The sequence below is a fragment of the Klebsiella sp. GG_Kp175 genome (assembly GCF_040062325.1).
Taxonomy (GTDB): Bacteria; Pseudomonadota; Gammaproteobacteria; order Enterobacterales; family Enterobacteriaceae; genus Klebsiella; species Klebsiella quasipneumoniae.
This window is the reverse complement of sequence record NZ_JBEAFX010000004.1, coordinates 472,596-495,759: the sequence shown is the minus strand read 5'-3', so window position 1 is coordinate 495,759 and position 23,164 is coordinate 472,596. Positions and strand designations below refer to the sequence as shown.

At 60.9% G+C, this 23,164-nt stretch carries 22 protein-coding genes; 6 read left to right on the top strand and 16 right to left on the bottom strand.

Features of this window, described 5'->3' with window-relative positions:
• The first annotated feature begins 129 nt into the window (after positions 1 to 129).
• The 5 genes from ABLU73_RS11145 to ABLU73_RS11125 all read left to right on the top strand — a co-directional run bounded on the left by ABLU73_RS11145 (position 130) and on the right by ABLU73_RS11125 (position 5,460).
• Positions 130 to 561: a MarR family transcriptional regulator gene (locus ABLU73_RS11145; protein WP_264923496.1), complete on the top strand. Its 432-nt coding sequence runs from the start codon at positions 130 to 132 to the stop codon at positions 559 to 561.
• Positions 561 to 2,213 (top strand): MFS transporter, encoded by a 1,653-nt coding sequence (locus ABLU73_RS11140; protein WP_017898724.1) that lies wholly within the window; start codon positions 561 to 563, stop codon positions 2,211 to 2,213. Before ABLU73_RS11145 ends, ABLU73_RS11140 begins: the two co-directional genes overlap by 1 nt.
• 28 nt (positions 2,214 to 2,241) lie before the next feature.
• A complete protein-coding gene (locus ABLU73_RS11135) occupies positions 2,242 to 3,327 on the top strand; it encodes an HlyD family secretion protein (protein ID WP_004204059.1) in 1,086 nt (361 codons plus the stop codon).
• Complete coding sequence (locus ABLU73_RS11130; RefSeq protein WP_004204058.1) at positions 3,324 to 4,694, top strand: efflux transporter outer membrane subunit; 1,371 nt, start codon at positions 3,324 to 3,326, stop codon at positions 4,692 to 4,694. The genes ABLU73_RS11135 and ABLU73_RS11130 overlap by 4 nt, the downstream gene beginning before the upstream one ends.
• 106 nt (positions 4,695 to 4,800) lie before the next feature.
• Positions 4,801 to 5,460: an O-methyltransferase gene (locus ABLU73_RS11125; protein ID WP_017898725.1), complete on the top strand. Its 660-nt coding sequence runs from the start codon at positions 4,801 to 4,803 to the stop codon at positions 5,458 to 5,460.
• Positions 5,461 to 5,593: 133 nt separating this feature from the next.
• On the opposite strand, the gene ABLU73_RS11120 is transcribed toward ABLU73_RS11125, so the two are convergent.
• Both ABLU73_RS11120 and hrpA read right to left on the bottom strand, forming a co-directional pair.
• Entirely contained in the window at positions 5,594 to 6,469 is an 876-nt protein-coding gene (locus ABLU73_RS11120; protein ID WP_228294904.1) for a hypothetical protein, read from the bottom strand.
• A 155-nt stretch (positions 6,470 to 6,624) separates the two neighbouring features.
• Complete coding sequence (hrpA, locus tag ABLU73_RS11115) at positions 6,625 to 10,527, bottom strand: ATP-dependent RNA helicase HrpA (protein ID WP_264923497.1); 3,903 nt, start codon at positions 10,525 to 10,527, stop codon at positions 6,625 to 6,627.
• Between the two features lie 203 nt (positions 10,528 to 10,730).
• On the opposite strand from hrpA, the gene azoR reads away from it, so the two are divergent.
• Positions 10,731 to 11,336 (top strand): FMN-dependent NADH-azoreductase, encoded by a 606-nt coding sequence (gene azoR / locus ABLU73_RS11110; RefSeq protein WP_002902889.1) that lies wholly within the window; start codon positions 10,731 to 10,733, stop codon positions 11,334 to 11,336.
• Positions 11,337 to 11,339: 3 nt separating this feature from the next.
• Here azoR and ABLU73_RS11105 read toward each other — a convergent pair whose 3' ends face one another.
• The 14 genes from ABLU73_RS11105 to paaA form a co-directional block, all read right to left on the bottom strand.
• Positions 11,340 to 11,783: a GFA family protein gene (locus ABLU73_RS11105; protein ID WP_025999094.1), complete on the bottom strand. Its 444-nt coding sequence runs from the start codon at positions 11,781 to 11,783 to the stop codon at positions 11,340 to 11,342.
• Between the two features lie 9 nt (positions 11,784 to 11,792).
• Positions 11,793 to 12,389, bottom strand: a complete 597-nt coding sequence (gene paaY / locus ABLU73_RS11100) for a phenylacetic acid degradation protein PaaY (RefSeq protein ID WP_004204049.1) — start codon at positions 12,387 to 12,389, stop codon at positions 11,793 to 11,795.
• A 9-nt stretch (positions 12,390 to 12,398) separates the two neighbouring features.
• Positions 12,399 to 13,325, bottom strand: a complete 927-nt coding sequence (gene paaX / locus ABLU73_RS11095; RefSeq protein WP_025999095.1) for a phenylacetic acid degradation operon negative regulatory protein PaaX — start codon at positions 13,323 to 13,325, stop codon at positions 12,399 to 12,401.
• A gap of 129 nt (positions 13,326 to 13,454) precedes the next feature.
• Positions 13,455 to 14,771: a phenylacetate--CoA ligase PaaK gene (paaK, locus tag ABLU73_RS11090; RefSeq protein WP_004204046.1), complete on the bottom strand. Its 1,317-nt coding sequence runs from the start codon at positions 14,769 to 14,771 to the stop codon at positions 13,455 to 13,457.
• A 26-nt stretch (positions 14,772 to 14,797) separates the two neighbouring features.
• Positions 14,798 to 16,003, bottom strand: coding sequence for a 3-oxoadipyl-CoA thiolase (pcaF, locus tag ABLU73_RS11085; RefSeq protein WP_126494401.1), 1,206 nt, complete (start codon positions 16,001 to 16,003; stop codon positions 14,798 to 14,800).
• The gene (gene paaI, locus ABLU73_RS11080) at positions 16,003 to 16,425 is read right to left on the bottom strand and encodes a hydroxyphenylacetyl-CoA thioesterase PaaI (protein ID WP_049115188.1); all 423 of its coding nucleotides are present in this window, start codon (positions 16,423 to 16,425) and stop codon (positions 16,003 to 16,005) included. Before paaI ends, pcaF begins: the two co-directional genes overlap by 1 nt.
• Complete coding sequence (locus tag ABLU73_RS11075) at positions 16,415 to 17,839, bottom strand: 3-hydroxyacyl-CoA dehydrogenase (RefSeq protein ID WP_181947590.1); 1,425 nt, start codon at positions 17,837 to 17,839, stop codon at positions 16,415 to 16,417. The genes paaI and ABLU73_RS11075 overlap by 11 nt, the downstream gene beginning before the upstream one ends.
• Complete coding sequence (paaG, locus tag ABLU73_RS11070) at positions 17,840 to 18,628, bottom strand: 2-(1,2-epoxy-1,2-dihydrophenyl)acetyl-CoA isomerase PaaG (protein ID WP_049092120.1); 789 nt, start codon at positions 18,626 to 18,628, stop codon at positions 17,840 to 17,842.
• Positions 18,629 to 18,630: 2 nt separating this feature from the next.
• The gene (paaF, locus tag ABLU73_RS11065; protein ID WP_264923498.1) at positions 18,631 to 19,398 is read right to left on the bottom strand and encodes a 2,3-dehydroadipyl-CoA hydratase PaaF; all 768 of its coding nucleotides are present in this window, start codon (positions 19,396 to 19,398) and stop codon (positions 18,631 to 18,633) included.
• Entirely contained in the window at positions 19,395 to 20,465 is a 1,071-nt protein-coding gene (gene paaE / locus ABLU73_RS11060; protein ID WP_004204038.1) for a 1,2-phenylacetyl-CoA epoxidase subunit PaaE, read from the bottom strand. Before paaE ends, paaF begins: the two co-directional genes overlap by 4 nt.
• A gap of 7 nt (positions 20,466 to 20,472) precedes the next feature.
• Positions 20,473 to 20,970 (bottom strand): 1,2-phenylacetyl-CoA epoxidase subunit PaaD, encoded by a 498-nt coding sequence (paaD, locus tag ABLU73_RS11055; protein ID WP_004204037.1) that lies wholly within the window; start codon positions 20,968 to 20,970, stop codon positions 20,473 to 20,475.
• An 11-nt stretch (positions 20,971 to 20,981) separates the two neighbouring features.
• On the bottom strand, positions 20,982 to 21,737 hold the full coding sequence (gene paaC, locus ABLU73_RS11050) for a 1,2-phenylacetyl-CoA epoxidase subunit PaaC (RefSeq protein ID WP_057214834.1): 756 nt from the start codon (positions 21,735 to 21,737) through the stop codon (positions 20,982 to 20,984).
• 7 nt (positions 21,738 to 21,744) lie between these two features.
• Positions 21,745 to 22,032, bottom strand: a complete 288-nt coding sequence (paaB, locus tag ABLU73_RS11045) for a 1,2-phenylacetyl-CoA epoxidase subunit PaaB (protein ID WP_004224492.1) — start codon at positions 22,030 to 22,032, stop codon at positions 21,745 to 21,747.
• 11 nt (positions 22,033 to 22,043) lie between these two features.
• Positions 22,044 to 22,973: a 1,2-phenylacetyl-CoA epoxidase subunit PaaA gene (paaA, locus tag ABLU73_RS11040; RefSeq protein WP_017898733.1), complete on the bottom strand. Its 930-nt coding sequence runs from the start codon at positions 22,971 to 22,973 to the stop codon at positions 22,044 to 22,046.
• Positions 22,974 to 23,164 lie beyond the last annotated feature (191 nt).

The window sequence follows — 23,164 nt, the reverse complement described above, 5'->3', positions numbered from 1 at the left end:
TGAGGGGGTATCCTCCTGTTCGCTACAATAAACGCACACACCGTTAACCCTTATTTATCCTTTCCCTTGAATTTCGTCGGTCGTCAGGCATAAACTCGTTAGAGCTCTAACGATTTTGGCAGACGACCTATGGACCATCGACAGCTAAACTTCTCCCATCTTTTATATCTGACCGCCCATCACTGGCGGCTGGCGGTTAATCGTCGGCTGAAAAACCTCGGCCTCAGCCAGGCCAGCTGGGTAGCGGTCGCCGCTATCGCCCGCAATCACCAGCCGCTGTCGCAAAGCGAACTGGCGCAGGAGCTGGGAGTGGAGAGCGCGACCATTGTGCCGCTGATCAACCGCCTGGTGACCCTCGGCCTGGTGGAGCGCGTCACCACCGACCGCGATAAACGCAAGCGGCTGCTGGTGGTCACCGACCAGGGGCAGGCCCTCTTCGAGCAGGTCAAAACGGTGGCGGACGATCTGCGTGAAGAGATCCTGACGGCGATTACTCCGCAGGAGCGGGAACAAACTCAGCGGGTGCTGGAAAAGCTGTTGCGCGAAGTGGAGAAGAAATAATGCCCCGTCGTCAGAGTAACCCTTACGCCCCCCATGACTGGGCGCCGCATGAAAAACCGGCCCTGCTCGGCTCGCCATCGACGCCGCTGCACAGCCCGGCGAAGCGCCTGGCCTACGGGGTGGTCGGGCTGCTGGTGTGCCTCACCGGCGCGCTGGGCAACGCGGTAGTCACCGCCAATCTGCAGCTGCTGCAGGGCACCTTCGCCGCCTGGTCGACGGAGATCGCCTGGCTGCCGGCGGTGTATGTCATGACCAACGTCTCCATCAACCTGCTGCTGGTGAAATTTCGTCAACAGTTCGGGCTGCGCGCCTTTACCGAAGGCTTTCTGGTGCTCTATGTGCTGGTCACCTTCTTCCACCTGTTCGTCAACGATCTCAGCTCGGCGATGATGGTCCGCGCCGCCCACGGCATGGTGGCCGCGGCGCTCAGCTCGCTGGGGATCTACTATCAGGTGCAGGCCTGGCCCGCACGCCACCGCCTTAAAGGGCTGACCATCGGTATCACTGGCTCGTCGCTGGCCATTCCGCTGGCGCGCCTCTTTTCCACCGAGCTGCTGCAGACCGACGAATGGCGCGGGCTCTACTTCTTTGAACTGGGGCTGGCGCTGGTGTCGCTGGCCTGCGTCATCGCGCTGAAGCTGCCGCCGAGCGATCGTAAAAAGGTGTTCGAGAAGAAGGATTTTATCACCTTCTTCCTGCTGGCCCCCGGCATGGCGCTGGTGTGCGCGGTGCTGTCGCTGGGGCGGCTCGAGTGGTGGTTCGAAGCGCCGTGGATCGGCTGGTCGCTGGCGGCGGCGGTGGTGCTGATCGTCGCTGCCATCGCCTTCGAGCATAACCGCAGCAATCCCCTGCTCAATACCAAATGGCTCTCCAGCGGCAGTATCCTGCGCCTCGGTCTGATTATGCTGCTGATCCGCATCGTGCTGGCGGAGCAGAATACCGGGGTGATCGGCTGGCTGCAGTACGTTGGCCTGCAAAACGAACAGATGACCAACCTTGCGTGGTCAATTTTCGCCGGCATTCTGTGCGGGATCATTGCCAGCTGCCTGACGCTTAACCCGCAGAAGCTCTACTGGCCGACCGCCACCGCCCTGGCGCTGATCATGGTGGCCTCGCTGCTCGACAGTCAGTCCAACGCCCTCACCCGCCCGGAACAACTGATGTTCAGCCAGTTTTTGCTTGGCTTCGGCAGCGCCTTTTTTCTGGCGCCGGCGATGCTCGCCGGTATTGGCGGGGTATTCGCCGATCCGCGCAACCTGGTCAGCTTCTCGGTGCTGTTCGGCATGAGCCAGAACATCGGCGGCCTGCTGGGATCGGCGATCCTCGGTACTTTCCAGACCTGGCGGGAGAAATTTCACTCCAGTCAGCTGGCGGATCAGATCACCACCCTCAACCCGCTGATCGTCGAGCGCCTGCAGCAGTACAGCCAGATGTACCAGAGCCAGATCGGCGACAGCACGCTGCTTAACGTCCAGGCCACGACGCTCCTGCAAAACGCCGCGACGCTGCAGGCCAATATTCTCGCCTGGAATGATACCTATCTGCTGACGGCGGCGATCTCCGCCGGGACGTTAGTGTGGGTTTTCTGGCGCTTAATTCGCTTACGACTGACCGCCCGTATCGCTTTAAAACGCGCCACTGGCAGCAAATAATTATCATCATTTCATCTCTGGAGTCGTTATGAGTCAGCAGGATGCGGCCAAACAACAGGCCAATACCCGAAACAACATTCGCGTGGTCTCCATTTTTACCGCCGCGGCGATAGGCCTCGTCGGCGTACTGGTGATCCTCTATGCCTGGCAGCTACCGCCGTTCACCCGGCATAGCCAGTTTACCGACAACGCCTACGTGCGCGGGCAGACCACCTTTATCAGCCCACAGGTCAACGGCTACATCACTGCCGTCAACGTCAAGGATTTCGCCATCGTTCAGCCGGGCGAGGTACTGTTCCAGATAGACGATCGCATCTATAAGCAGCGGGTGCACCAGGCCCAGGCCACCCTGGCGATGAAGGAGGCGGCGCTGCGCAACAACCTGCAGCAGCGCAAAAGCGCCGAGGCGACGATCGCCAAAAACGAAGCCGCGCTGCAAAACGCCCGCGCGCAGAATCTGAAAATCCAGGCCGATTTAAAAAGGGTGCAGGAACTGACCGCCGATGGCTCGCTGTCGATCCGCGAGCGTGATTCCGCCCGCGCCAGCGCCGCCCAGGGGGCAGCGGATATTGAACAGGCGAAAGCGGCGCTGGAGATGTCGCGCCAGGATCTCGAATCGACCATCGTCAATCGCGATTCGCTGGAGGCCGACGTGGCCAGCGCCAAAGCCGCCCTCGAACTGGCGCAGATTGACCTGCAGAATACGCAGATCATCGCCCCCACCGGCGGCCAGCTGGGGCAGATTTCGGTGCGTCTTGGCGCTTACGTCAGCGCCGGAACCCATCTGACTTCGCTGGTCCCGCCGCAGCACTGGGTGATCGCCAACCTGAAAGAGACCCAGCTGGCCGATGTGCGTATCGGCCAGCCGGTTACCTTCACCGTTGACGCGCTCAACGGCGAGACCTTCCACGGCAAGGTGCAGAGTATCTCCCCGGCGACCGGGGTGGAGTTCAGCGCTATTTCGCCGGACAACGCTACCGGCAACTTCGTCAAGATCGCCCAGCGCATCCCGGTGCGCATCACGGTTAACGAGGGGCAGCGCAACAGCGAGCGCCTGCGCCCCGGCATGTCGGTGCAGGTGACCATTGATACCCGCGCGGAGAAGCAGCCATGATCCGCCCGGTCACCCTTGTCATCGTCCTGGCGCTGGTCGGCTGTCAGTCCGCCGATGTCCAGCGCGCGCAGCCGACCCTGACCATCCCTGCCGCCTGGCGGGCCGACGTTGGCCCTGCCAGCCCGGTGGAAGGCGTATGGTGGCGCAATTTTCATGACAGTGCGCTGAATCAGTATGTCGACCGGGCGCTGCGCTATAACAGCGATGTGCTGATTGCCCGCGAGCGGGTCAATGAGTATCAGGCGCGGGCGTATGCCGCCGACAGCAGCCTTTTTCCCTCGCTGGATGCCAGCCTGACCGGCACCCGCGCCCGCGCGCAGTCCGCCGCCACCGGCCTGCCTATCCACAGCACGCTGTACAAAGGCGGCCTGACCGCCAGCTATGATGTCGATATCTGGGGCGCTAACCGCAGCGCGGCCAGCGCCGCCGGGGCCAGCCTCGAGGCGCAGAAAGCCGCTGCCGCCGCGGCCAATTTGAGCGTCGCCGCCTCGGTGGCCGTGGGCTACGTGACGCTGCTGTCGCTGGATGAGCAGCTGCGGGTTACGCAGCAGACGCTCCAATCACGGGAAGACGCCTGGCGGCTGGCCAAACGTCAGTTTGAAACCGGGTATACCTCGCGCCTTGAGCTGATGCAGGCGGATTCGGAGCTGCGCTCAACGCGGGCGCAGATCCCGCCGCTGCAGCACCAGATTGCGCAGCAGGAAAACGCCCTCAGCGTGCTGCTGGGGGATAACCCCGGCGCGGTAAAACGCGGCGAATTCGCCGGGCTCACCCCGCTGCGTCTGCCCTCGCAGTTGCCGTCCACCCTACTCAACCGCCGCCCGGATATCGTACAGGCCCAGCGTCAGCTGGTAGCCGCCGATGCCACCCTGGCCTCGTCGCAGGCGCAGCTGCTGCCGTCTATCAACCTGACCGCCACCGGCAGCCTGCAGGACCGGACGCTGCCGGATCTGCTCGACGATCCGCTGCGACTGTGGAGCATTGGCGGTAGCATCCTGGCGCCGCTGCTTAACCGCCAGGCGTTAAACGCCCAGGTGGATGTCTCCATGGCCCAGCGCAACCAGGCGCTGTACAGCTATGAGAAAACGGTGCGCGGCGCGTTCAAAGAGGTCAATGACAGCCTTGACGCCATTAGCCGCTACGGCGAACAGTTGACCGAGCTGCAGGGACAGGTGGCGGTAGCGGAGGAAACATTGCGCATTGCGCAGAATCGCTACCGTAACGGCTACTCTTCGTATCTGGATGTGCTTGATGCCCAGCGAACGCTGTTCTCCACCCAGCTTAGCGTGGTCCAGGTGAAGAATAACCTGCTGCTGGCGCAGATCGATCTGTACCGGGCGCTGGGAGGCGGCTGGATGAACGCGTGAAAAGCCTGCTCGCGTCGGTCCGCCACCGTCCAGAGCGCGGAAGCCAGTATTCAGGCCGGGATAGCGTTGCGCCACCCGGCCACTACTACCACCAGGGAGTTAATCTATGCAACAACAGTGGTCTGCTGTCGATAATTACATGATTTCTTCGCTTATTCCTGATGATGACGTGCTGAGACAGGTTCTGGAAAACAACAAACGCGCCGGGCTACCTGAACATGATGTTGCGGCCAATCAGGGGCAATTTCTGGCGCTGTTGGTGCGCATGACCCAGGCGCGGCGGATCCTTGAAATTGGCACGCTCGGCGCCTATAGCGCCATCTGGATGGCGCGTGCGCTGCCCGCCGACGGAAAGCTGATTACCCTCGAGGCCGACCCGACGCATGCGGGGGTGGCGCGCCAGAATATCCGCCTCGCCGGGCTAAACGAGCGCATTGAGCTTATTGAAGGACCCGCGCTGAACACGCTGGAAAATTTGGCGAACACGCCGCCATTCGACCTGATCTTTATTGATGCCGATAAACCTAATAATCCTCACTATCTGGAGTGGGCGCTGCACTATTCCCGCCCCGGGACGCTGATCGTGGGCGATAACGTGGTGCGCGATGGCGAGGTGATTAATGGGCAAAGCGATGACGCGCGTGTGCAGGGCGTGCGTCGGTTTATCGAGATGATCGGCGATAACCCGCGGCTCACCGCCACCGCGCTGCAGACGGTGGGCATTAAGGGATGGGATGGCTTTACGCTGGCGCTGGTGAATGGCTGAGATCCGGGCGGCCTGATGCCCTCACCCCGGCCCTCTCCCCCAGAGAGAGGGAGAAACCCCGCTCTCCTGCCCGGCAGCACCAGCCTGCATGAACCTATGCTGCCGGGCCAGCGGGGCTTTCTGCCGCGGAGGATCATCGAGGATAATAGGTATACTGGTAGTGCAGAGACTGATCTTTCATTGCCCCTGCAGCAGGCTGCTCGCCATACTCCGCAGTACAGTTCCCCTCGGGATCCCACCCTAAACAACGGGCCTGGCGTGGTCCATTATACGTTGAGGTCGTTTCCCGGGATATCCAGCGCCCTTTTTCATCCCAACGCAGCGTCGAGGTGGAGTCCGAGTCAGCCATGCGGCTAAGGCGCCCATCCGTATAGCGGTAATCGACAGCAAGCATGACCATCATACCGCCGTTGACCGTTTTACGGACCAGGCGGTGCCGGTCGTCATACTGATAGGTGGTCGTATGCAGGACTTTGGGCGGTTGCTGCGTCGCGGACACATTTTCGGCGCGCACAATCCGCCCGAGAGAATCGGTATAAAACTGTTCGCGCATCACCATCTTGCTGATATTTCCCGTCGCGCTCCGGGTCTGCCGGATATATTCCCGCATCCATCCTTTATCATTTCGCCAGCGAACATTATCTCTGACGATCGTTGAGCCATGTGCTGTGTTAAGGGTTTTTGCCCGCTCATAGCTTGCCAGCCGGCGGCATCGCGCGAAACGAAGGGCGCCATATTCGTTATTCTGGCTGCCGACGATTTGCACGCTCTGCACTTCGCCGTTCAGCGGCGGAAGGGAGGTCAAAATAAAAAAGTTCGCATCGTTGATCGCCCGCTGTGTTTCATCGCAGGAGGAAGCGTCAACGAAGGGTTTACACGCGGGCATCACAAGGATAGCCAGCGCCAGCATGAGGAATTTGTCCATATCAAGAAGGGTAAAAATAGACTCCGTGTTCTGGTTTTCCTGCGAAACAAGGCTAAAAATACGCGAAGACAGCCGATGACCCAAGCCGGCAGGTCGATTTTCAGATTCCGTTCATTTTTCATTCGGCGGGGAAGCATCAGGGCGGGGAGATAACCGGGTACGGCGTACGGCTTCGCGACCGCTCCCGGGTTTCCCCTGCCCGGCAAGCACTGCGCCGCCGGGCAGGGAAAAGGGTGGGATTACGGCGTCACCTGCTCCATCGCCTGCAGGACACGCTTGTCCGAGATGGGGTACGGGGTCCCCAGCTGCTGGGCGAAGAAGCTCACCCGCAGCTCCTCGATCATCCAGCGGATCTCCCGGACATCGTCGTCCTCACGGCGGTTCGGCGGTAGCTTATTCAGCCACTGCTGCCACGCCTGCTGCACGCTCTCAATTTTCAGCATCTGCGCGCGGTCGCGGTGCGGATCGATAGCCATCTTCTCCAGGCGCTTTTCAATCGCCTGCAGGTAGCGCAGCGTATCGCCAAGACGACGGAAGCCGTTGCTGGTGACAAAGCCGCGGTAAACCAGCCCCGCCATCTGCGCTTTGATGTCCGACAGCCCCAGCGCCATGGTCATATCCACCCGGCCTTTCAGCCGTTTGTTGATATTGAACACCGCAGTGAGGATCTGCTCGACCTGTTTGGCGATCTCTACCACCGTCTCGTTGAGCTCGGCGCGAACTTTATCGTGCAGCTGGTTGAAGCCCTCTTCCGTCCATACCGGACCGCCCGCCTCGTCGATAAGCTTATCAACGCCGCAGGAGATACAGTCGTCAATCAGATCCAGCACTTTGCCGTACGGGTTGAAATAGAGCCCGAGCTTGGCTTTGTTCGGCAGTTTCTCGTGCAGATACTTAATGGGCGACGGAATGTTAAGCAGCAGCAGGCGACGCAGACCGCGCCACATGGCCTGCTGCTGTTCCTGTGGATTATCAAACAGCTTGATGGCCACGCTGTCGCGCTCGTCCACCAGCGCCGGCCAGGCTTTCACCTTATAGTTGCCGCGCTTCTGTTCATAGCTTTCCGCCAGGGTGCCAAAGCTCCAGATATGCAGCCCGCTCTGCTCGATGCCATCATCAGCAACCGCCGACAGCGTCTCCTGAACTTTGCCCTTCAGCGCCTCTTTCAGCGCCTGCAGCGAGCGCCCTTCCTGCAGCTTCTTGTTTTTATCATCCACCACCCGGAAAGTGATTTTCAGGTGATCGGGCACCTGATCCCACTGCCAGGCTTCGCGGTCGATGGTCACGCCGGTCATCTTACGCAGCTCGCGCTCCAGGGAATCGAGCAGCGGCAGCTCAAGCGGCGTCGCCCGGCCAAGAAACGCTTCCGCATAGTTGGGAGCCGGGACAAAATTGCGCCGCACCGGCTTCGGCAGCGATTTTATCAGCGCGATAATCAGCTCACGACGCAGGCCGGGGATCTGCCATTCAAACCCAGCCTCCTCCACCTGGTTCAGCAGCGGCAGCGGAATATGCACCGTCACGCCGTCGGCGTCGGCGCCCGGCTCAAACTGATAGCTAAGCCGCAGCTTAAGGTTGCCCTGATGCCAGAAGTTCGGATAGTCCAGCTTGCTAACCTGCTCCGCCCCTTCCTTAATCAGCATGCTCTTCTCAAAGTTGAGCAGATCCGGCGTCTCTTTGCTGGCCTGCTTCCACCAGCTGTCGAAGTGGCGGGCGGAGATGACGTCGTGGCTGATGCGCTGGTCGTAGAATTCGAACAGGGTCTCGTCGTCCACCAGAATGTCGCGGCGGCGCGACTTATGCTCCAGCTCTTCGATTTCCGCCCGCAGCTTCAGGTTCTCCCGGAAGAAGGCATGGCGCGTTTGCCAGTCGCCCTCCACCAGCGCGTGGCGGATAAACAGCTCGCGGCACAGCGCCGGATCGATCTGGCTGTAGTTGACCTTACGCGCGCCCACGATCGGCAGGCCGTAGACGGTGACCTTTTCCGTCGCCATCACCGCGCCCTGCGCCCGCTCCCAGTGCGGCTCGCTATATGAGCGTTTGATCAGGTGCTGCGCTACCGGCTCCACCCACTCCGGCTCAATGCGGGCGGCAATGCGGCCCCACAGCCGGCTGGTCTCCACCAGTTCCGCCACCATCGTCCACTTCGGCGGCTTTTTAAACAGACCGGACCCCGGGAAAATGGAAAAGCGGGCGTTGCGCGCCCCGGTAAACTCCTGTTTATCGGCATCCTTCATGCCGATGTGCGACAGCAGACCGGTCAGCAGCGCGGTATGGATCTCGCGATATTCCGCTGGCTCGCTGTTGATCGGCAGGCCAAGCTCCTTCACCACCTGGCGCAGCTGGGTATAGATATCCTGCCACTCGCGCACGCGCAGATAGTTCAGAAAATCGACCCGGCACTGACGGCGGAACTGATTCGACGACAGGGCTTTCTGCTGTTCGCCGAGATAGTTCCACAGGTTCACAAAGGCAAGGAAGTCAGACTCTTTATCGTGAAAGCGGCGGTGTTTTTCGTCAGAGGCCTGCTGTTTGTCCATCGGCCGCTCGCGCGGATCCTGAATCGACAGCGCGGAGGTGATGATCATCGCTTCTCGCACGCAGCCGTGCTTCTGCGCCTCCAGCACCATCCGCGCCAGACGCGGGTCTACCGGCAACTGGCTAAGTTGACGGCCCATCGGGGTCAGCTTGTAGGCGGTGGCCTGCTCATCGGTGGTGATGGCGCCCAGCTCTTCCAGCAGGCGCACGCCGTCCTGAATGTTGCGCTTATCCGGCGCTTCAACGAACGGGAAGGCGGCGATATCGCCTAAGCCCAGGGCGGTCATCTGCAGGATGACCGACGCCAGGTTGGTGCGCAGAATTTCCGGATCGGTAAATTCCGGGCGCGACAGGAAATCGTCTTCTGAATAAAGACGAATACAGATCCCTTCCGAGACGCGACCGCAGCGGCCTTTACGCTGGTTGGCGGAGGCCTGGGAAACTGGCTCGATCGGCAGGCGCTGCACCTTGGTGCGGTAGCTGTAGCGGCTGATACGCGCGGTACCGGGATCGATAACGTACTTAATGCCCGGTACGGTCAGCGAGGTTTCCGCCACGTTGGTCGCCAGCACGATGCGTCGTCCACTGTGCGGCTGGAAGACGCGGTTCTGCTCGCTGTTGGACAAGCGAGCGTACAGCGGCAGCACTTCGGTATGGCGCAGATCCAGCTTATTCAGCGCATCGGCGGTATCGCGAATCTCCCGCTCGCCGCTCATAAAGATCAGAATATCGCCGGGCCCTTCGCGCCCGAGCTCATCGACGGCATCAAAGATCGCCTGCAGCTGATCGCGCTCGGTATCGTCCGCCTCTTCCACTATCGGCCGATAGCGCACTTCCACCGGGTAAGTCCGCCCGGAGACTTCGATAATCGGCGCATTATTGAAATGCTTTGAGAAACGTTCCGGGTCGATGGTCGCCGAGGTGATGATGATTTTCAGGTCAGGACGGCGCGGCAGCAGCTCTTTCAGATAGCCGAGCAGGAAGTCAATGTTCAGGCTGCGCTCGTGCGCTTCATCGATAATGATGGTGTCGTACTGCATCAGCAGGCGATCCTGCTGGATCTCCGCCAGCAGAATACCGTCGGTCATCAGCTTGACCATGGTGTTGTCGCTGACGTGATCGCTAAAGCGGACCTTATAGCCGATACAGCCGCCCGGCTCCGTTTGCAGCTCCTCGGCGATACGGTTGGCCACGGTTCGCGCGGCCAGACGGCGCGGCTGGGTATGGCCGATTAGCCCTTTCAGCCCGCGGCCCAGCTCCATGCAGATTTTTGGCAGCTGGGTGGTTTTACCCGAACCGGTCTCCCCGGCGACAATCACCACCTGGTGATCGCGTACCGCCTCGAGAATTTCTTGTTTTTTCTGGCTAACCGGCAGATTTTCCGGATAGGTGATGGCCGGACGCGCCGCTTCGCGCAGCAGGACTTTACTGGCTGCCTGGCTTATCTCCTGCGCCATCTCCTGAAGGATGGCCTGTTGCGATTCAGGATTTTTAACCTTCTTCACGCCGTGCAGACGGCGGGCAAAGCGCGTTTTGTCGCGCAGCATCAGGCCGTCGAGCTGGTGATAAAGCTGGGGGAAGGTGATTTTTTGTTGTTCTGTCATAGCGTTATCGGGCAGAGCTCTGCCGGGAAAATCTCTTTTGAAGTATTGCCTTAGAGTACCACATCTGCGCCACTCATGCCTTGTTCAAAAAATCTGAACATAGGATTCGATATATTGCGCTATCTCTGTGGCGCGATTGTGAATACAGTGTCATCAAGCACCAGGGCACTGACCCGTCAATCACATTAAAAAAGGAAACACCCATGAGCAAAGTATTAGTTCTGAAATCCAGTATTCTGGCAGGGTACTCACAATCTGGTCAGCTTTCCGACTATTTTGTTGAACAATGGCAGGAAAAACACCCGGGCGACGAGATCACCGTGCGTGACCTGGCCGCTAATCCGATCCCGGTTCTGGATGGTGAACTGGTTGGCGCCCTGCGTCCGAGCGACGCGCCGCTGACTCCGCGTCAGCAGGAAGCGCTGGCCCTTTCCGACGAGCTGATCGCTGAACTGAAAGGCAACGATGTGATTGTTATCGCTGCGCCGATGTACAACTTCAACATCCCGACGCAGTTGAAAAACTATTTCGACCTGGTGGCTCGCGCCGGCGTGACCTTCCGCTACACCGAAAAAGGGCCGGAAGGTCTGGTGACCGGTAAACGCGCGGTCGTTGTGACCAGCCGCGGCGGTATCCATAAAGATACCCCGACCGACCTGGTCACCCCGTACCTGTCCACCTTCCTCGGCTTCATCGGCATCACCGACGTGAACTTCGTGTTCGCCGAAGGTATCGCTTACGGCCCGGAAGTCGCGGCCAAAGCGCAGTCTGACGCGAAAGCGGCCATCGACAGCGTGGTTGCAGCCTAATAGTTAACTCCTCTCGCTTCCTGCGGGAGGAGATTTTTGCTTTTTCTCGTAGCGCAAATACCCCACCACGCCTCCGCCGCCATCTTTTGGATGATTCACGCCGTCGTTGACTTCCACGCAAGGAAAATCGAAAGGTGAAACGCCGTCAATGCAGGCCACATTCACCCCATACTGCTGTGGGTTTGATCGCCGTTGATGAAAGGTGTAGATCCCGCATACCGAGCAGAAAAAGTGCACGGCTTCCCCTGTATTAAAGCGATACTCTGTGAGCTTATCCCTGCCGCGTACCACATCGATTCCTGAACGCGGCGAAGAGACCGCGACCGCCCCACGCATTCGACAATATGAACAGTTACAGCGCCGAACGGTGTTGAAGCCGTCGCTTAGCTCAACGGTAAAGGCCACCGCACCGCAGTGACAGTGAGCGGATAATTTCTCTGCCATTATATTTACCCCTCAGGTGGAGGATTTTGGCCGCAGGTTTTCATCAAACTCCAGCCGCTTACGCCCGTCCTCCACTTCCCGTAATGGCTCAACCTGGTGGAGCGTCTGCTTACAGCGTTCCACCAGCACCTGGTATTCACGGGTACCGTGCTTTTTCCACGCCAGCTCCTGTTCGCTCAGGACGCGAATCGCTTTTGCCGGGCTTCCGATAATCAGATGGTTGGCGGGCATCTCGGCGTTGGCTTTGACGAAGGCCGAGGCGCCGACAATGCTGTTTTCGCCGATAGTCGCCCCGTCGATAATCACCGCGCTCATCCCCACCAGCGCATTGCGGCCAATTACGCAGCCGTGAAGAATAGCGCCGTGGCCGATATGGCCCTCCTCTTCCACCACCGTATCCTGGCCTGGGAAGCCGTGCATCACGCAGTTGTCCTGTATATTGGCCCCGTCTTTGACCACGATGCGGCCAAAATCGCCGCGCAGGCTGGCGTTGGGCCCAACATAGACCCCTTTGCCGAGGATCACGTCGCCAATCAACACCGCGGTCGGGTGGACGTAACTCTCCTCCGGCACCACCGGGGTCAGTCCATCAATCTGATAAATCGGCATGCAACCTCCTTATGCGCCCGGCAAACCGCCAAAGCGCTGATAATAGAGCGGGCCCGGCGCGGGAAGCTCGCCGACCGAGCTTTCACCTTTCTCGCTGACGAACGCCAGCGCGCCGGGACTCACCCGTTGGTAAATATTGATACACAGCTGGCGGGCGGTTTGCCCCGCCCAGTGCGCCGGCAGCAGCTCTTCCGGCAGCAGCGGATCTTTGAGCACCACCCGGCGATAGAAATGAATCAGCAGGAGCTGGATCTGAAAGCTGCGCTCCGGCGTTAACTCCGCGGGGTCGCAGTCACGGAGCAGCGGCAGTATCGGCCGGAATAGCGAGATGAACGATTCATACATCTCGTTTTGTTCGGTGAGATGCCAGCACTCCTCTACCCGGCTGCGCAGCGCCGCCCGGGAGAGCGCCAGCGGCGAGTGGGCTTCAAAACAGATGACGTTTTCGGCGACGCCTGCTTCGTGGAGCAGCGACTGGACATCCGCCAGCTTTTGCGACGGCGAGGCTAACAGGCTCGGGGCCAGCGCGCCAAATCCCTGCCACAGCAGCTGCTTTTTGACGTCGGCCAGCACATTTTTTTCCAGGCCTTCCGAGAGCAACAGCAGCCAGGTACCATCCCATTCCGGGGCGTTCGCCCGATAAATTTTATGTTCCGCACGACGGGTCAGGCGCAGCCCTTTGTCACTCAGACGATAGAAGCTGCGGCGGCCGATACGGACGACATCAAGCCACTCTTCTTTATTGAGGCGAAACAGCGCGGTGCGGACGAAGCGCTCGCCGAAGCCTAATCCTTCCAGCAGCGCCGCGACGCTGCCCAGCCACACTTCCCCACCGCGTTGTAATAAGGCGTCGCCATACAGCGAGGCGATCAATGACGTGCCGCTGATCGGCGTCGCCGTCACGGCTTGTTGAATAAAGGCGTCGAGTTTACTCATCTGATTCATGCTGTTGTTATATTTTTCCTTTATGAATCATAGCACAGGAATTTCCCCGGCTGAGGGCGTAAAGGCCTCAGCCGGGCTAACCGCGTAGCCCCGGTCAGCGCAGCGCCACCGGGGAGAGGTTTAACCGCTGACCACCGCTTTACGCAGATCAAATACCCGACAGGCTTTGCCTTCAGAGCGCGGAATGCTGCCGCAGTTGACGATAGTGATATCGGTGGAGATCCCGACCATCGACTTGATGCGGTGGCGCAACTGGTGACAAATCTGGCAGCGCTGCTCGTGACTCAGCGCCAGCCCGCTCTCTTTCAGCTCCACGCGCACCGCCAGCGAATCAAGATGGCCGCGGCGATTGACCTCCAGCTGGTAGTGCGGCGCCAGATGTTCAAACTTAAGGATCTCCTCTTCCAGCTGCGACGGGAAGACGTTAACCCCGCGGATGATCAGCATATCGTCGCTGCGTCCGCTGATGCGGTCCATACGGCGCATGGTGCGGGCGGTGCCCGGCAGCAGGCGCGTCAGATCGCGGGTACGATAGCGGATCACCGGCAGCGCCTCTTTGGTCAACGTGGTGAACAGCAGTTCGCCGTGTTCGCCATCGGCCAGCGGCGTGCCGTCGTCCGGGTTAACGATTTCCGGGAAGAAGTGGTCTTCCCAGATGGTCGGGCCGTCAACAGTCTCCAGACACTCCATCGCCACCCCCGGGCCCATCACCTCCGACAGACCGTATATGTCCAGGGCGGTGATCCCCAGCCGGCGCTCGATCTCCGCGCGCATCGCCAGGGTCCACGGCTCGGCGCCAAAGACGCCGACGCGTAATGAACAGCCGCGGGCATCGCCGTCCATCTGGCGCTCCAGCTCTTCAATCAGATTCAGACAGTAGGACGGCGTCACCATGATCATATCCGGCTTGAAATCACGGATCAGCTGCGCCTGTTTTTCGGTCTGTCCGCCGGACATCGGGATCACCGTCGCGCCTAAGCGTTCCGCGCCGTAGTGCGCGCCAAGGCCGCCGGTGAACAGGCCATAGCCGTAGGCGACGTGAATTTTATCTTTCGCCGTGCCGCCGGCGGCGCGCAGCGAACGGGCGACGATATTGGCCCAGTTATCAATATCGTTCTGCGTGTAGCCCACCACCGTCGGTTTGCCGGTGGTCCCGGAAGAGGCGTGAATGCGCACCACCTGCTCCATCGGCACCGCGAAGGTATCGAAGGGATAGTTGTCGCGCAGATCCTGTTTGGTGGTGCACGGGAATTTGGTCAGGTCGCTCAGTTCGCGAAAGTCGTCAGGGTGCACGCCGGCGGCGTCGAATTTGCGACGATACATCGGCACATTGTTATACGCATGATTCAGGGTCCACTTCAGCCGTTGGGTTTGCAGGGCCTGCAGCTCATCACGCGAGGCGGTTTCAATCGGATCTAATTTTGTAGTAGTTATCATTGTAGGGTACTCGCAGGTAAATTAGCTCACACTCGCTCGAGGATCATGGCGATGCCCTGACCCACGCCAATACACATCGTACACAACGCATAGCGCCCGCCGCGGCGCTGCAGCTCAAGGCTGGCGCTCAGCGCCAGACGCGCGCCGCTCATGCCCAGCGGATGGCCTAACGCGATGGCGCCGCCGTTGGGATTCACATGCTCCGCATCGTCCGGCACGCCAAGCTGTCTGAGCACGCCCAGCGCCTGAGCGGCGAAGGCCTCATTCAGCTCAATCAGATCCATATCGTGGATATTGAGTCCCGCCCGCTCCAGCACTTTACGCACCGCCGGTACCGGCCCCAGCCCCATCAGCCGCGGTTCGACCCCTGCCGTCGCCATCGCCACGATACGCGCGCGCGGCGTGAGCCCCTGGATAGCGGTCTGCTGTTCGCTGGCGACGATCAGCGCCGCGGCGCCATCGTTGACGCCGGAAGCATTGCCCGCGGTAATGACGCCGCCCTGACGGAACGGCGCTTTCAGTTGCGCCAGCTGCTCAAGCGTGGTTTCCGGGCGCGGATGCTCGTCCTCGCGCACATCGCTGACCGCCCCTTTCCGGCCGACAATCTGCACCGGCACGATCTCCTGCGCCAGAATGCCATCGCGCTGGGCCTGCGCCGTGCGATGCTGGCTGCGCCAGGCGAAAGCATCCTGATCGGCGCGGCTAATATTTAACAATTCAGCTACATTCTCGGCCGTTTCCGGCATGCTGTCAGTTCCGAAGTGTTGCGCCATGAGCGGGTTCACAAAACGCCAGCCAATGGTGGTGTCAAACAGCTCCGCCTGACGCTGATACGGCGCGCTAGCCTTCCCCATCACAAACGGCGCGCGCGACATCGACTCTACGCCGCCGGCAATCAGCAGATCGGCATCGCCGGCTTTGATCGCTCTGGCGGCAAAGCCGATCGCATCCAGACCAGACCCACATAGACGGTTAATCGTGGTGCCCGGTACGGTATGCGGGAAACCGGCCAACAGCGTCGCCATATGCGCCACATTGCGGTTATCTTCGCCCGCCTGATTCGCGCAGCCGTAAATCACGTCATCGATCGCGGTCGGGTCAAGCCTGGGGTTGCGGCTCAGCAGCGCCCGCAGCGGGATCGCCGCCAGGTCGTCGGCGCGCACGCTGGCCAGCGCGCCGCCGTAGCGGCCAATCGGCGTGCGGATCCCGTCACAAATAAAGGCCTCGCGCATTAGACTTCTCCTGTGATTGTGCCGCCGATGCGGTGCGATTTGCCGCGAAACAGGGCCACAATTTTTTGCTGTTGATTAACAATTTCAATGTCGTAGACCCCGGTCAGCTTGCCCTGCTGTTTGACTCGGGCAGTGGCGACCAGCCGGTCCCCGGCAAACGCCGGGCGAAGGAAATCAATGCTGGCCGCCGAAGCCACCGCCGCCAGCCCCTGGCTGTTACAGGCGTAGGCGAAAGCGGTATCGGCAAGGGTAAATAGCTGACCGCCGTGACAGGTTTGATGGCCGTTAAGCATGTCCGGCGAGACGGTCATGGTCATCTGCGCAAAACCATCGTCCATTTCGATAAGTTCGATCCCCATCGTTCTGGCGCAGGTATCTTTTTCGTACATCGCGCGCGCGTTGCGCCAGGCGTTATTGCTCATGGTGCTTCTCCATCAGCGCCTTCTGGCGCAACAGGGAACCGGGGCGATAGCGCTCCTCGCCATAATGGTGGTGCAGGTTCTCCAGCAGGCGCAGCACGCGGCGCCAGCCGAGGCTTTCCCCCCACGCCAGCGGGCCCTGCGGGTAGTTGACGCCAAGACGCATGGCGGTATCGATATCCTGCGCGCTGGCCACCCCTTTCTGCAGTGCGTCCAGCGCTTCGTTAACCAGCATCGCCACCGTGCGCCACACCAGCAGGCCGGGATAATCGGCGATGCGCAGCACTTTCTTGCCCTGCTGCTGGAAATAGTGCACCGCTTTGTCCGTCGCCGCCGGCGCGTTGGTCGCCGCGGCGGCCAGCACCACCGTATCGCTGGCGCACAGGTCATACACCACCACCGGACGACGATGCTTAACGCTCAGCGCCAGGGCGGTTTCGCCTTCGGTCTCCAGCAACAAAAGCTCGTCCAGCTCGGTGACACTGTCACTTACCGTCATCACGGATTGCGCGCCAGTGGCGACCGGCGGCAGCGTCACCTCCGGCTGCGTCTCCGCAGGCCAGCGATAGACGCCGTGACCGCTCTTTTTCCCCAATCGCCCGGCCTGCGCCAGCTCCTGCTGCAGGAGCGATGGCAGGTAACGGCGGTCCTGCCAGAAGGCGTTAAATACCGAGCAGGTCACGGCGAAGTTGACGTCCTGGCCAATCAGGTCCGTCAGCGCCAGGGGCCCCATCGGGAAGCCGCCGCCGTCACGCAAAGCGGCATCGATAACTTCCGGGGCGGCCACCTGCTCCTCCAGCGCCCGCCAGGCTTCAGCATAGAACGGACGCGCCACGCGGTTAACGATAAAGCCGGGCGTCGAGCGGCAGCGAACCGGCCGTTTCCCCCAGCCGCTCACGCACTGGCACAACTGCTCCACCACTTCCGCAGACGTCGCCAGGCCGCTCACCACCTCGACCAGCTTCATCACCGGCGCCGGATTAAAAAAGTGCAGCCCGGCCACCCGCTCCGGGTTTTTGACCCCGGCGGCGATGGCGGTAATCGAAATCGACGAAGTGTTGCTGGTCAGCAATGTTGACGGCGAGCAGATCGCCGCCAGCTGCGCGAACAGCGCCGCTTTCACCTCCAGGCTTTCAGAGGCCGCTTCGATCACTAAATCTGCGTCGGCCAGCGCGGCTAAATCGTGGGCCGGATGCAGCCGCGCCAGCAGCGCGTCGGCCTGCTCTGACGCCAGTTTGCCGCGCTCGACCCGAGAGGCAAGACGCCTGGCAATGCCATCGATCGCCCGGACGATGGCCTGATGATCGATGTCGTAAATCAGTACCGGGTGCCCGGCGGCAGCAGCCACTTCGGCGATGCCGGCCCCCATGGTGCCGCTGCCGATCACCGCCACGTTGACTAAGGATGTCGTCATCATCTATTTCCCGCTGAACTGTGGTGGCCGTTTGGCCAGAAACGCGCTGACCCCTTCGCGGTAATCATCGCTGCGCCCGGCGAGGCGCTGATAATCGCGCTCCAGATCCAGCTGCGCGTCGAGACTGTTGGTTTCCGCCGCCAGCAGCGCCTTTTTAATCAGCCCAAGACCAAACGTCGGCTGGGCCGCCAGATGGCGCGCCAGCTGCAGACTGGTATCCGCCAGTTCGGCATCGTCCACCAGTTGCCAGATCATTCCCCACTGCGCGGCCTGTTCCGCGCTGAGGCTGTCGCCCAGCAGCGCCAGCCCCATCGCGCGCGCGCGGCCAGCCACCCGCGGCAGGAACCAGCTGCCGCCGCAGTCCGGCACCAGCCCGAGCTTGCTGAACGCCATCACAAACTTGGCCGAACGCGCGGCCAGCACGATATCGCAGCCCAGCGCCAAGGTGGCGCCTGCGCCAGCGGCTACGCCGTTGACCGCGCAGATAACCGGTTTCGGCAGCGCCGCCAGACGGCGCACTAACGGGTTGTAAAAGCGTTCCACCGACAGGCCGAGATCCGGCGGCGGACCACTGGGGTCGACGTTGCGGTCATTCAGATCCTGGCCGGCGCAAAAGCCGCGGCCGGCGCCGGTGATCAGCAGGCAACGTACGCCGTCGTCGCGCTCGGCCTGCTTCAGACATTCCGCCAGCTGCTGATGCATCCGATCGTTAAAACTGTTGAGGCGGTCCGGGCGATTGAGAGTGATGGTCATGACGCCCTGTTCCACTGCGCTGAGAATGAAAGCTTCCACGATTAGCGTCCTTTAAATTCCGGGTTACGTTTTTGTAAGAAGGCGTCGATGCCTTCGCGGCGGTCTTCGGTGGCGCTCAGCAGGCTGAACAGCTGGCGCTCCTGCTGGAGACCGGCCTGCAGGCTCACTTCCTGCGACAGGCGCAGCGACTGTTTCGCCGCCCGCAGCGCCAGCGGCGCATGGCGGGCGATGGTGGTCGCCAGTTGCAGGGCATACTCATCGGTTAACGCCGCCGGATGGACATCGCTCACCAGCCCGACCTGCTGCGCCTGACGGGCGTCAATACTCTCGCCGCTCAGCACCATCCGGCTGGCCAGCGCCTTGCCAACGCTGCGGATCAGCCGCTGGGTGCCGCCAGCGCCCGGCATTATGCCGAGGGTAATTTCCGGCAGGCCAAAGCGGGCGTTGTCCCCGGCGACAATCAGATCGCACAGCAGGGCCAGCTCGCAGCCGGCGCCGAGGGCGTAGCCGTTGACCGAGGCGATCAGCGGTTTGGGGAAGGCATCGATACGCGCCCACAGCCGCGGGCGGATATCGTCCAGGGTCGCCGGGAGATCTTTCTCCGCCATCTCATTCAGGTCGGCCCCGGCGGCAAAGAAGCGCGGGTTACCGCTGATGACGCAGACGCTGACGCGGTTATCAGCGGCCGCGACCTCCAGCGCCTCGGCAATCTGGGTTAATAAGGCATTGTTCAGTGCATTGCGGGCCTGCGGACGGTTGAGCGTCAGCTGCAGCACCCGGCCATGGCGGTGGATCAGCAGCTCGCTCATGCCATCCCCCGCGCGTCAAAGTCGACAACTACGTCGCCGCTGGTGGGCAGCGCCTGGCAGCTCAGTACATAACCCGCCGCCAGCTCATCCGCTTCGAGGCTATAGTTGGCGGCCATCGCCACTTCGCCGCGCAGCACTTTGCATTTACAGGTGGCGCACACCCCGCCCTTGCAGGCAAACGGCAGGTCTGCCCCCTGACGCAATGCGGCATCCAGGATGCTGTCGTCTTCGGCGCTGAGGGCGATCAGCCGATCGCGCCCGTCCTGGCGGATGGTGACCGTGCGTCCCTCCGCCTGCACCCCGGCGGCGCGCTTAACGCTGCCGCCCGGCGTATTGAAGCGTTCGAGATGAATCGATTTCTCCGCTACGCCAAGTTCACGTAACGTTGCTTCCGCCTCGTCCATCATCGTCGCCGGACCGCAGATAAAGGCCTCGTCGAAACGGCTGAAATCCAGCAGATGGTCAGCGAGCTGGCGCAGTTTGTCGCCGTCAATGCGCCCCTGTAAAAGATCGCTGTCCATCGACTCCTGGCTGAACAGATGTATCACCTGCAGGCGCTGCGGATAGCGGTCTTTTAAATCGGCTAGCGCCTGGCGGAACATCATGCTGTGGCTGTTGCGGTTACCGTAGATCAGCGTGAAGCGACTGTACGGCTCGGTGGCCAGGGTGGCGCTAACGATCGCCATCATCGGCGTGATCCCGGAGCCGGCGGCAATCGCGAGATAGTCGCCCTGCCGTTCGGCCTGAGGCTGATAGCCGAAATGCCCCTGCGGCACCATCACCTCCAGCTCCATCCCCTGCTGGATATCGTGCTGGGCGTAGCGCGAGAAGCGCCCGCCGTCGATGGCTTTGATCGCGACGCTGATCTCTCCCGGCGTGCGGCTGCGGCAGATGGAGTAACAGCGGCGCAGCTCTTCACCGCCCAGACGGGCTTTTAGCGTCAGATGCTGGCCCGGGCGAAAACAGTATTCCGCCTGCAGGGCTTGCGGGATCGCAAAAGTGATGGTCACCGCATCGCGGGTTTCCGGCTCGACTCTCGCCACCTTAAGCGAATGGAACGTCGTCATGGCAACCTCAAATACATTTAAAGTAATCAAAAGGTTCCCGGCAGCTGTCGCAGCGATAGAGCGCTTTGCAGGCCGTGGAACCGAATTCGCTAAGCAGCGAGGTATGGGTGCTGCCGCAGCGTGGACAACTCACCTCGGCGGGCATATCCGCATGGCAGGCGTGCCCCTGGGGCGGGCTGATGCCGTACTGGCGCAGGCGCTCGCGGGCATCCTGACTCATCCAGTCGGTGGTCCACGGCGGATCCAGCTGCAGGACGATGTGGACCGGCAGATAACCATGCTCGCTCATCACTGCGCGGATCTCCCCCAGCAGATGCTCCGTCGCCGGACAGCCCGAATAAGTCGGGGTAAAGCCAATCACCCAGCCGTCGCCGTGGCGCGCGACGCTGCGCACCATGCCGAGATCGGTGATGGTCAGCACCGGTACTTCCGGGTCCGGGATCGCGCTTAACAATCCCCAGATAGCACGCACCTCGGCGGGAGCGATGTCATCTAAACGTTGCATCTTCTCCTCCCTTACCACTGCAGGCCGGGATGCGAACGCTGCAGATATTGCATCTCCGCCAGTAGCGGGCCGAGATGTTCACTGTGCAGCCCCTGTTTGCCGCCGCTGCGGAAGGCCGCTTCCTGCGGGATCGATAAGCCTGAGTCAAGCAGCGCGGTATGCACGGTGCTTTGCCATTCGGCCTGAAGCTCGCGCGGATCAACCGCAATGCCCTGCCCGGCCAGGCTGAGCTCCAGGTCATCGGCAAGGAACAGTTCGCCGGTGAAGCGCCACAGATTGTCGACCGCCTGCTGCATTTTGCGATTTGATAATTCGGTGCCGTTGCCAAGACGCTCCAGCCAGCCACGGCTGAAGCGCTGGTGGTAACGCACTTCTTTCAGCCCTTTAGCGGCAATTGCCGCCAGCTGCGCATCGCGGCTGTTCACCAGCCGGCTGTACAGGGCGACGTGCCAGACGTCGATAAAGAACTGGCGGGCGATGGTGTCGGCAAAATTGCCGTTGGGCTGCTCCACCAGCAGCAGGTTGCTGAACTGGCGCTCATCGCGGCCGAAGGCCAGGGTATCTTCGTCGCCGCAGCCGTTAAGCTCGGCGGCATAGCTTAAAAAGTTGCGCGCCTGACCGAGCAGGTCGAGGCCGATGTTGGCCAGCGCAAGATCGATCTCCAGCTCCGGGGCATGGCCGCACCAGGCGCCTAAACGCTGGGCCAGCACCAGACCATTGTCGCCAAGCCGCAGGGCATAGGTGGCGATGGGATTCGGGTTATTCATCGCCGCCTCACATATGTTCCATGCCGTCCGGCACGGTATAGAAAGTCGGATGGCGGTAGACTTTGCTTTCCGCCGGGTCGAAGAATTCGCCGCGCTCTTCCGGCTGCGAGGCAACGATTTCGCTGGCCTTCACCACCCAAATTGAGCAGCCTTCGCTGCGGCGGGTGTAGGCGTCGCGGGCGTTTTCCAGCGCCATTTGATCGTCGGCGGCATGCAGGCTGCCGACGTGACGATGGGAAAGCCCCTGTTTGCTGCGAACGAACACTTCATATAATGGCCAGTAAACTTTGCTCATGTTGTCTCTCCTTATGCCGCGCTGCGGGCCTGCTGTTTTTGCGCATGGGCCAGCGCGGCTTCGCGCACCCATTCGCCCTCTTCCCAGGCCTTACGCTTGGCGGCCAACCGCTCGTGATTGCAAATGCCACGGCCGCTAATCACCTCGTTAAATTCCTGCCAGTCGATTTCGCCGAAGCGGTAGTGCCCGCTGGCTGCATCAAACTGCAAATCCGGGTCCGGGACGGTCATGCCGAGGATCTCCACCTGCGGCACGGTGTTGTCGACGAAGCGTTGACGCAGCTCGTCGTTGGAGTGCAGTTTGATTTTCCACGCCATGCTGCGGGCGCTGTTTGGCGAGTTGTCGTCGTTGGGGCCAAACATCATCAGCGCTGGCCACCAGAAGCGGTTAATGGCGTCCTGCAGCATTTGCCGCTGCGCGTCATTGCCCTGCGCCAGCGCCATGCAGGCTTCGAATCCCTGGCGCTGGTGAAAGCTCTCTTCTTTGCAGATTTTGACCATCGCCCGGGCATAGGGCCCGTAGGAGGTCCGGCACAGCGCCACCTGGTTGACGATAGCCGCGCCATCCACCAGCCAGCCGATCACGCCGATATCCGCCCAGCTCAGCGTCGGGTAGTTAAAAATGGAGGAGTATTTCATCTGCCCGTCGAGCATCTTCTGATACAGATCTTCCCGGGCGCAGCCAAGGGTTTCCGCGGCGCTATAGAGATACAGCCCGTGTCCAGCCTCATCCTGTACCTTAGCCAACAGGATCGCTTTGCGGCGCAGCGTCGGCGCGCGGGTGATCCAGTTGCCTTCCGGCAGCATGCCGACGATCTCCGAGTGCGCGTGCTGGCCTATCTGCCGAATCAAGGTCTTACGGTAGGCATCCGGCATCCAGTCCTGCGGTTCGATGGCCGTTTCCTGCGCGATGCGCTGGTCAAAGCGTTGTTCTTCTGTCACGTCATCACCTTTATGATTCCGATATTCACAACAAAAACATTTATGTGAATCACTTTGTTTATTGAAGGTTACATATTGGTTAAATAAAACCACAAATTTTGTTTGCTCTTTTTGTGATAATCTCCGCAAAACCTTTTGTAAACCACAATAAATACAGTAAGTTAAGCATAAAGCGTAACGCCATCGCGATC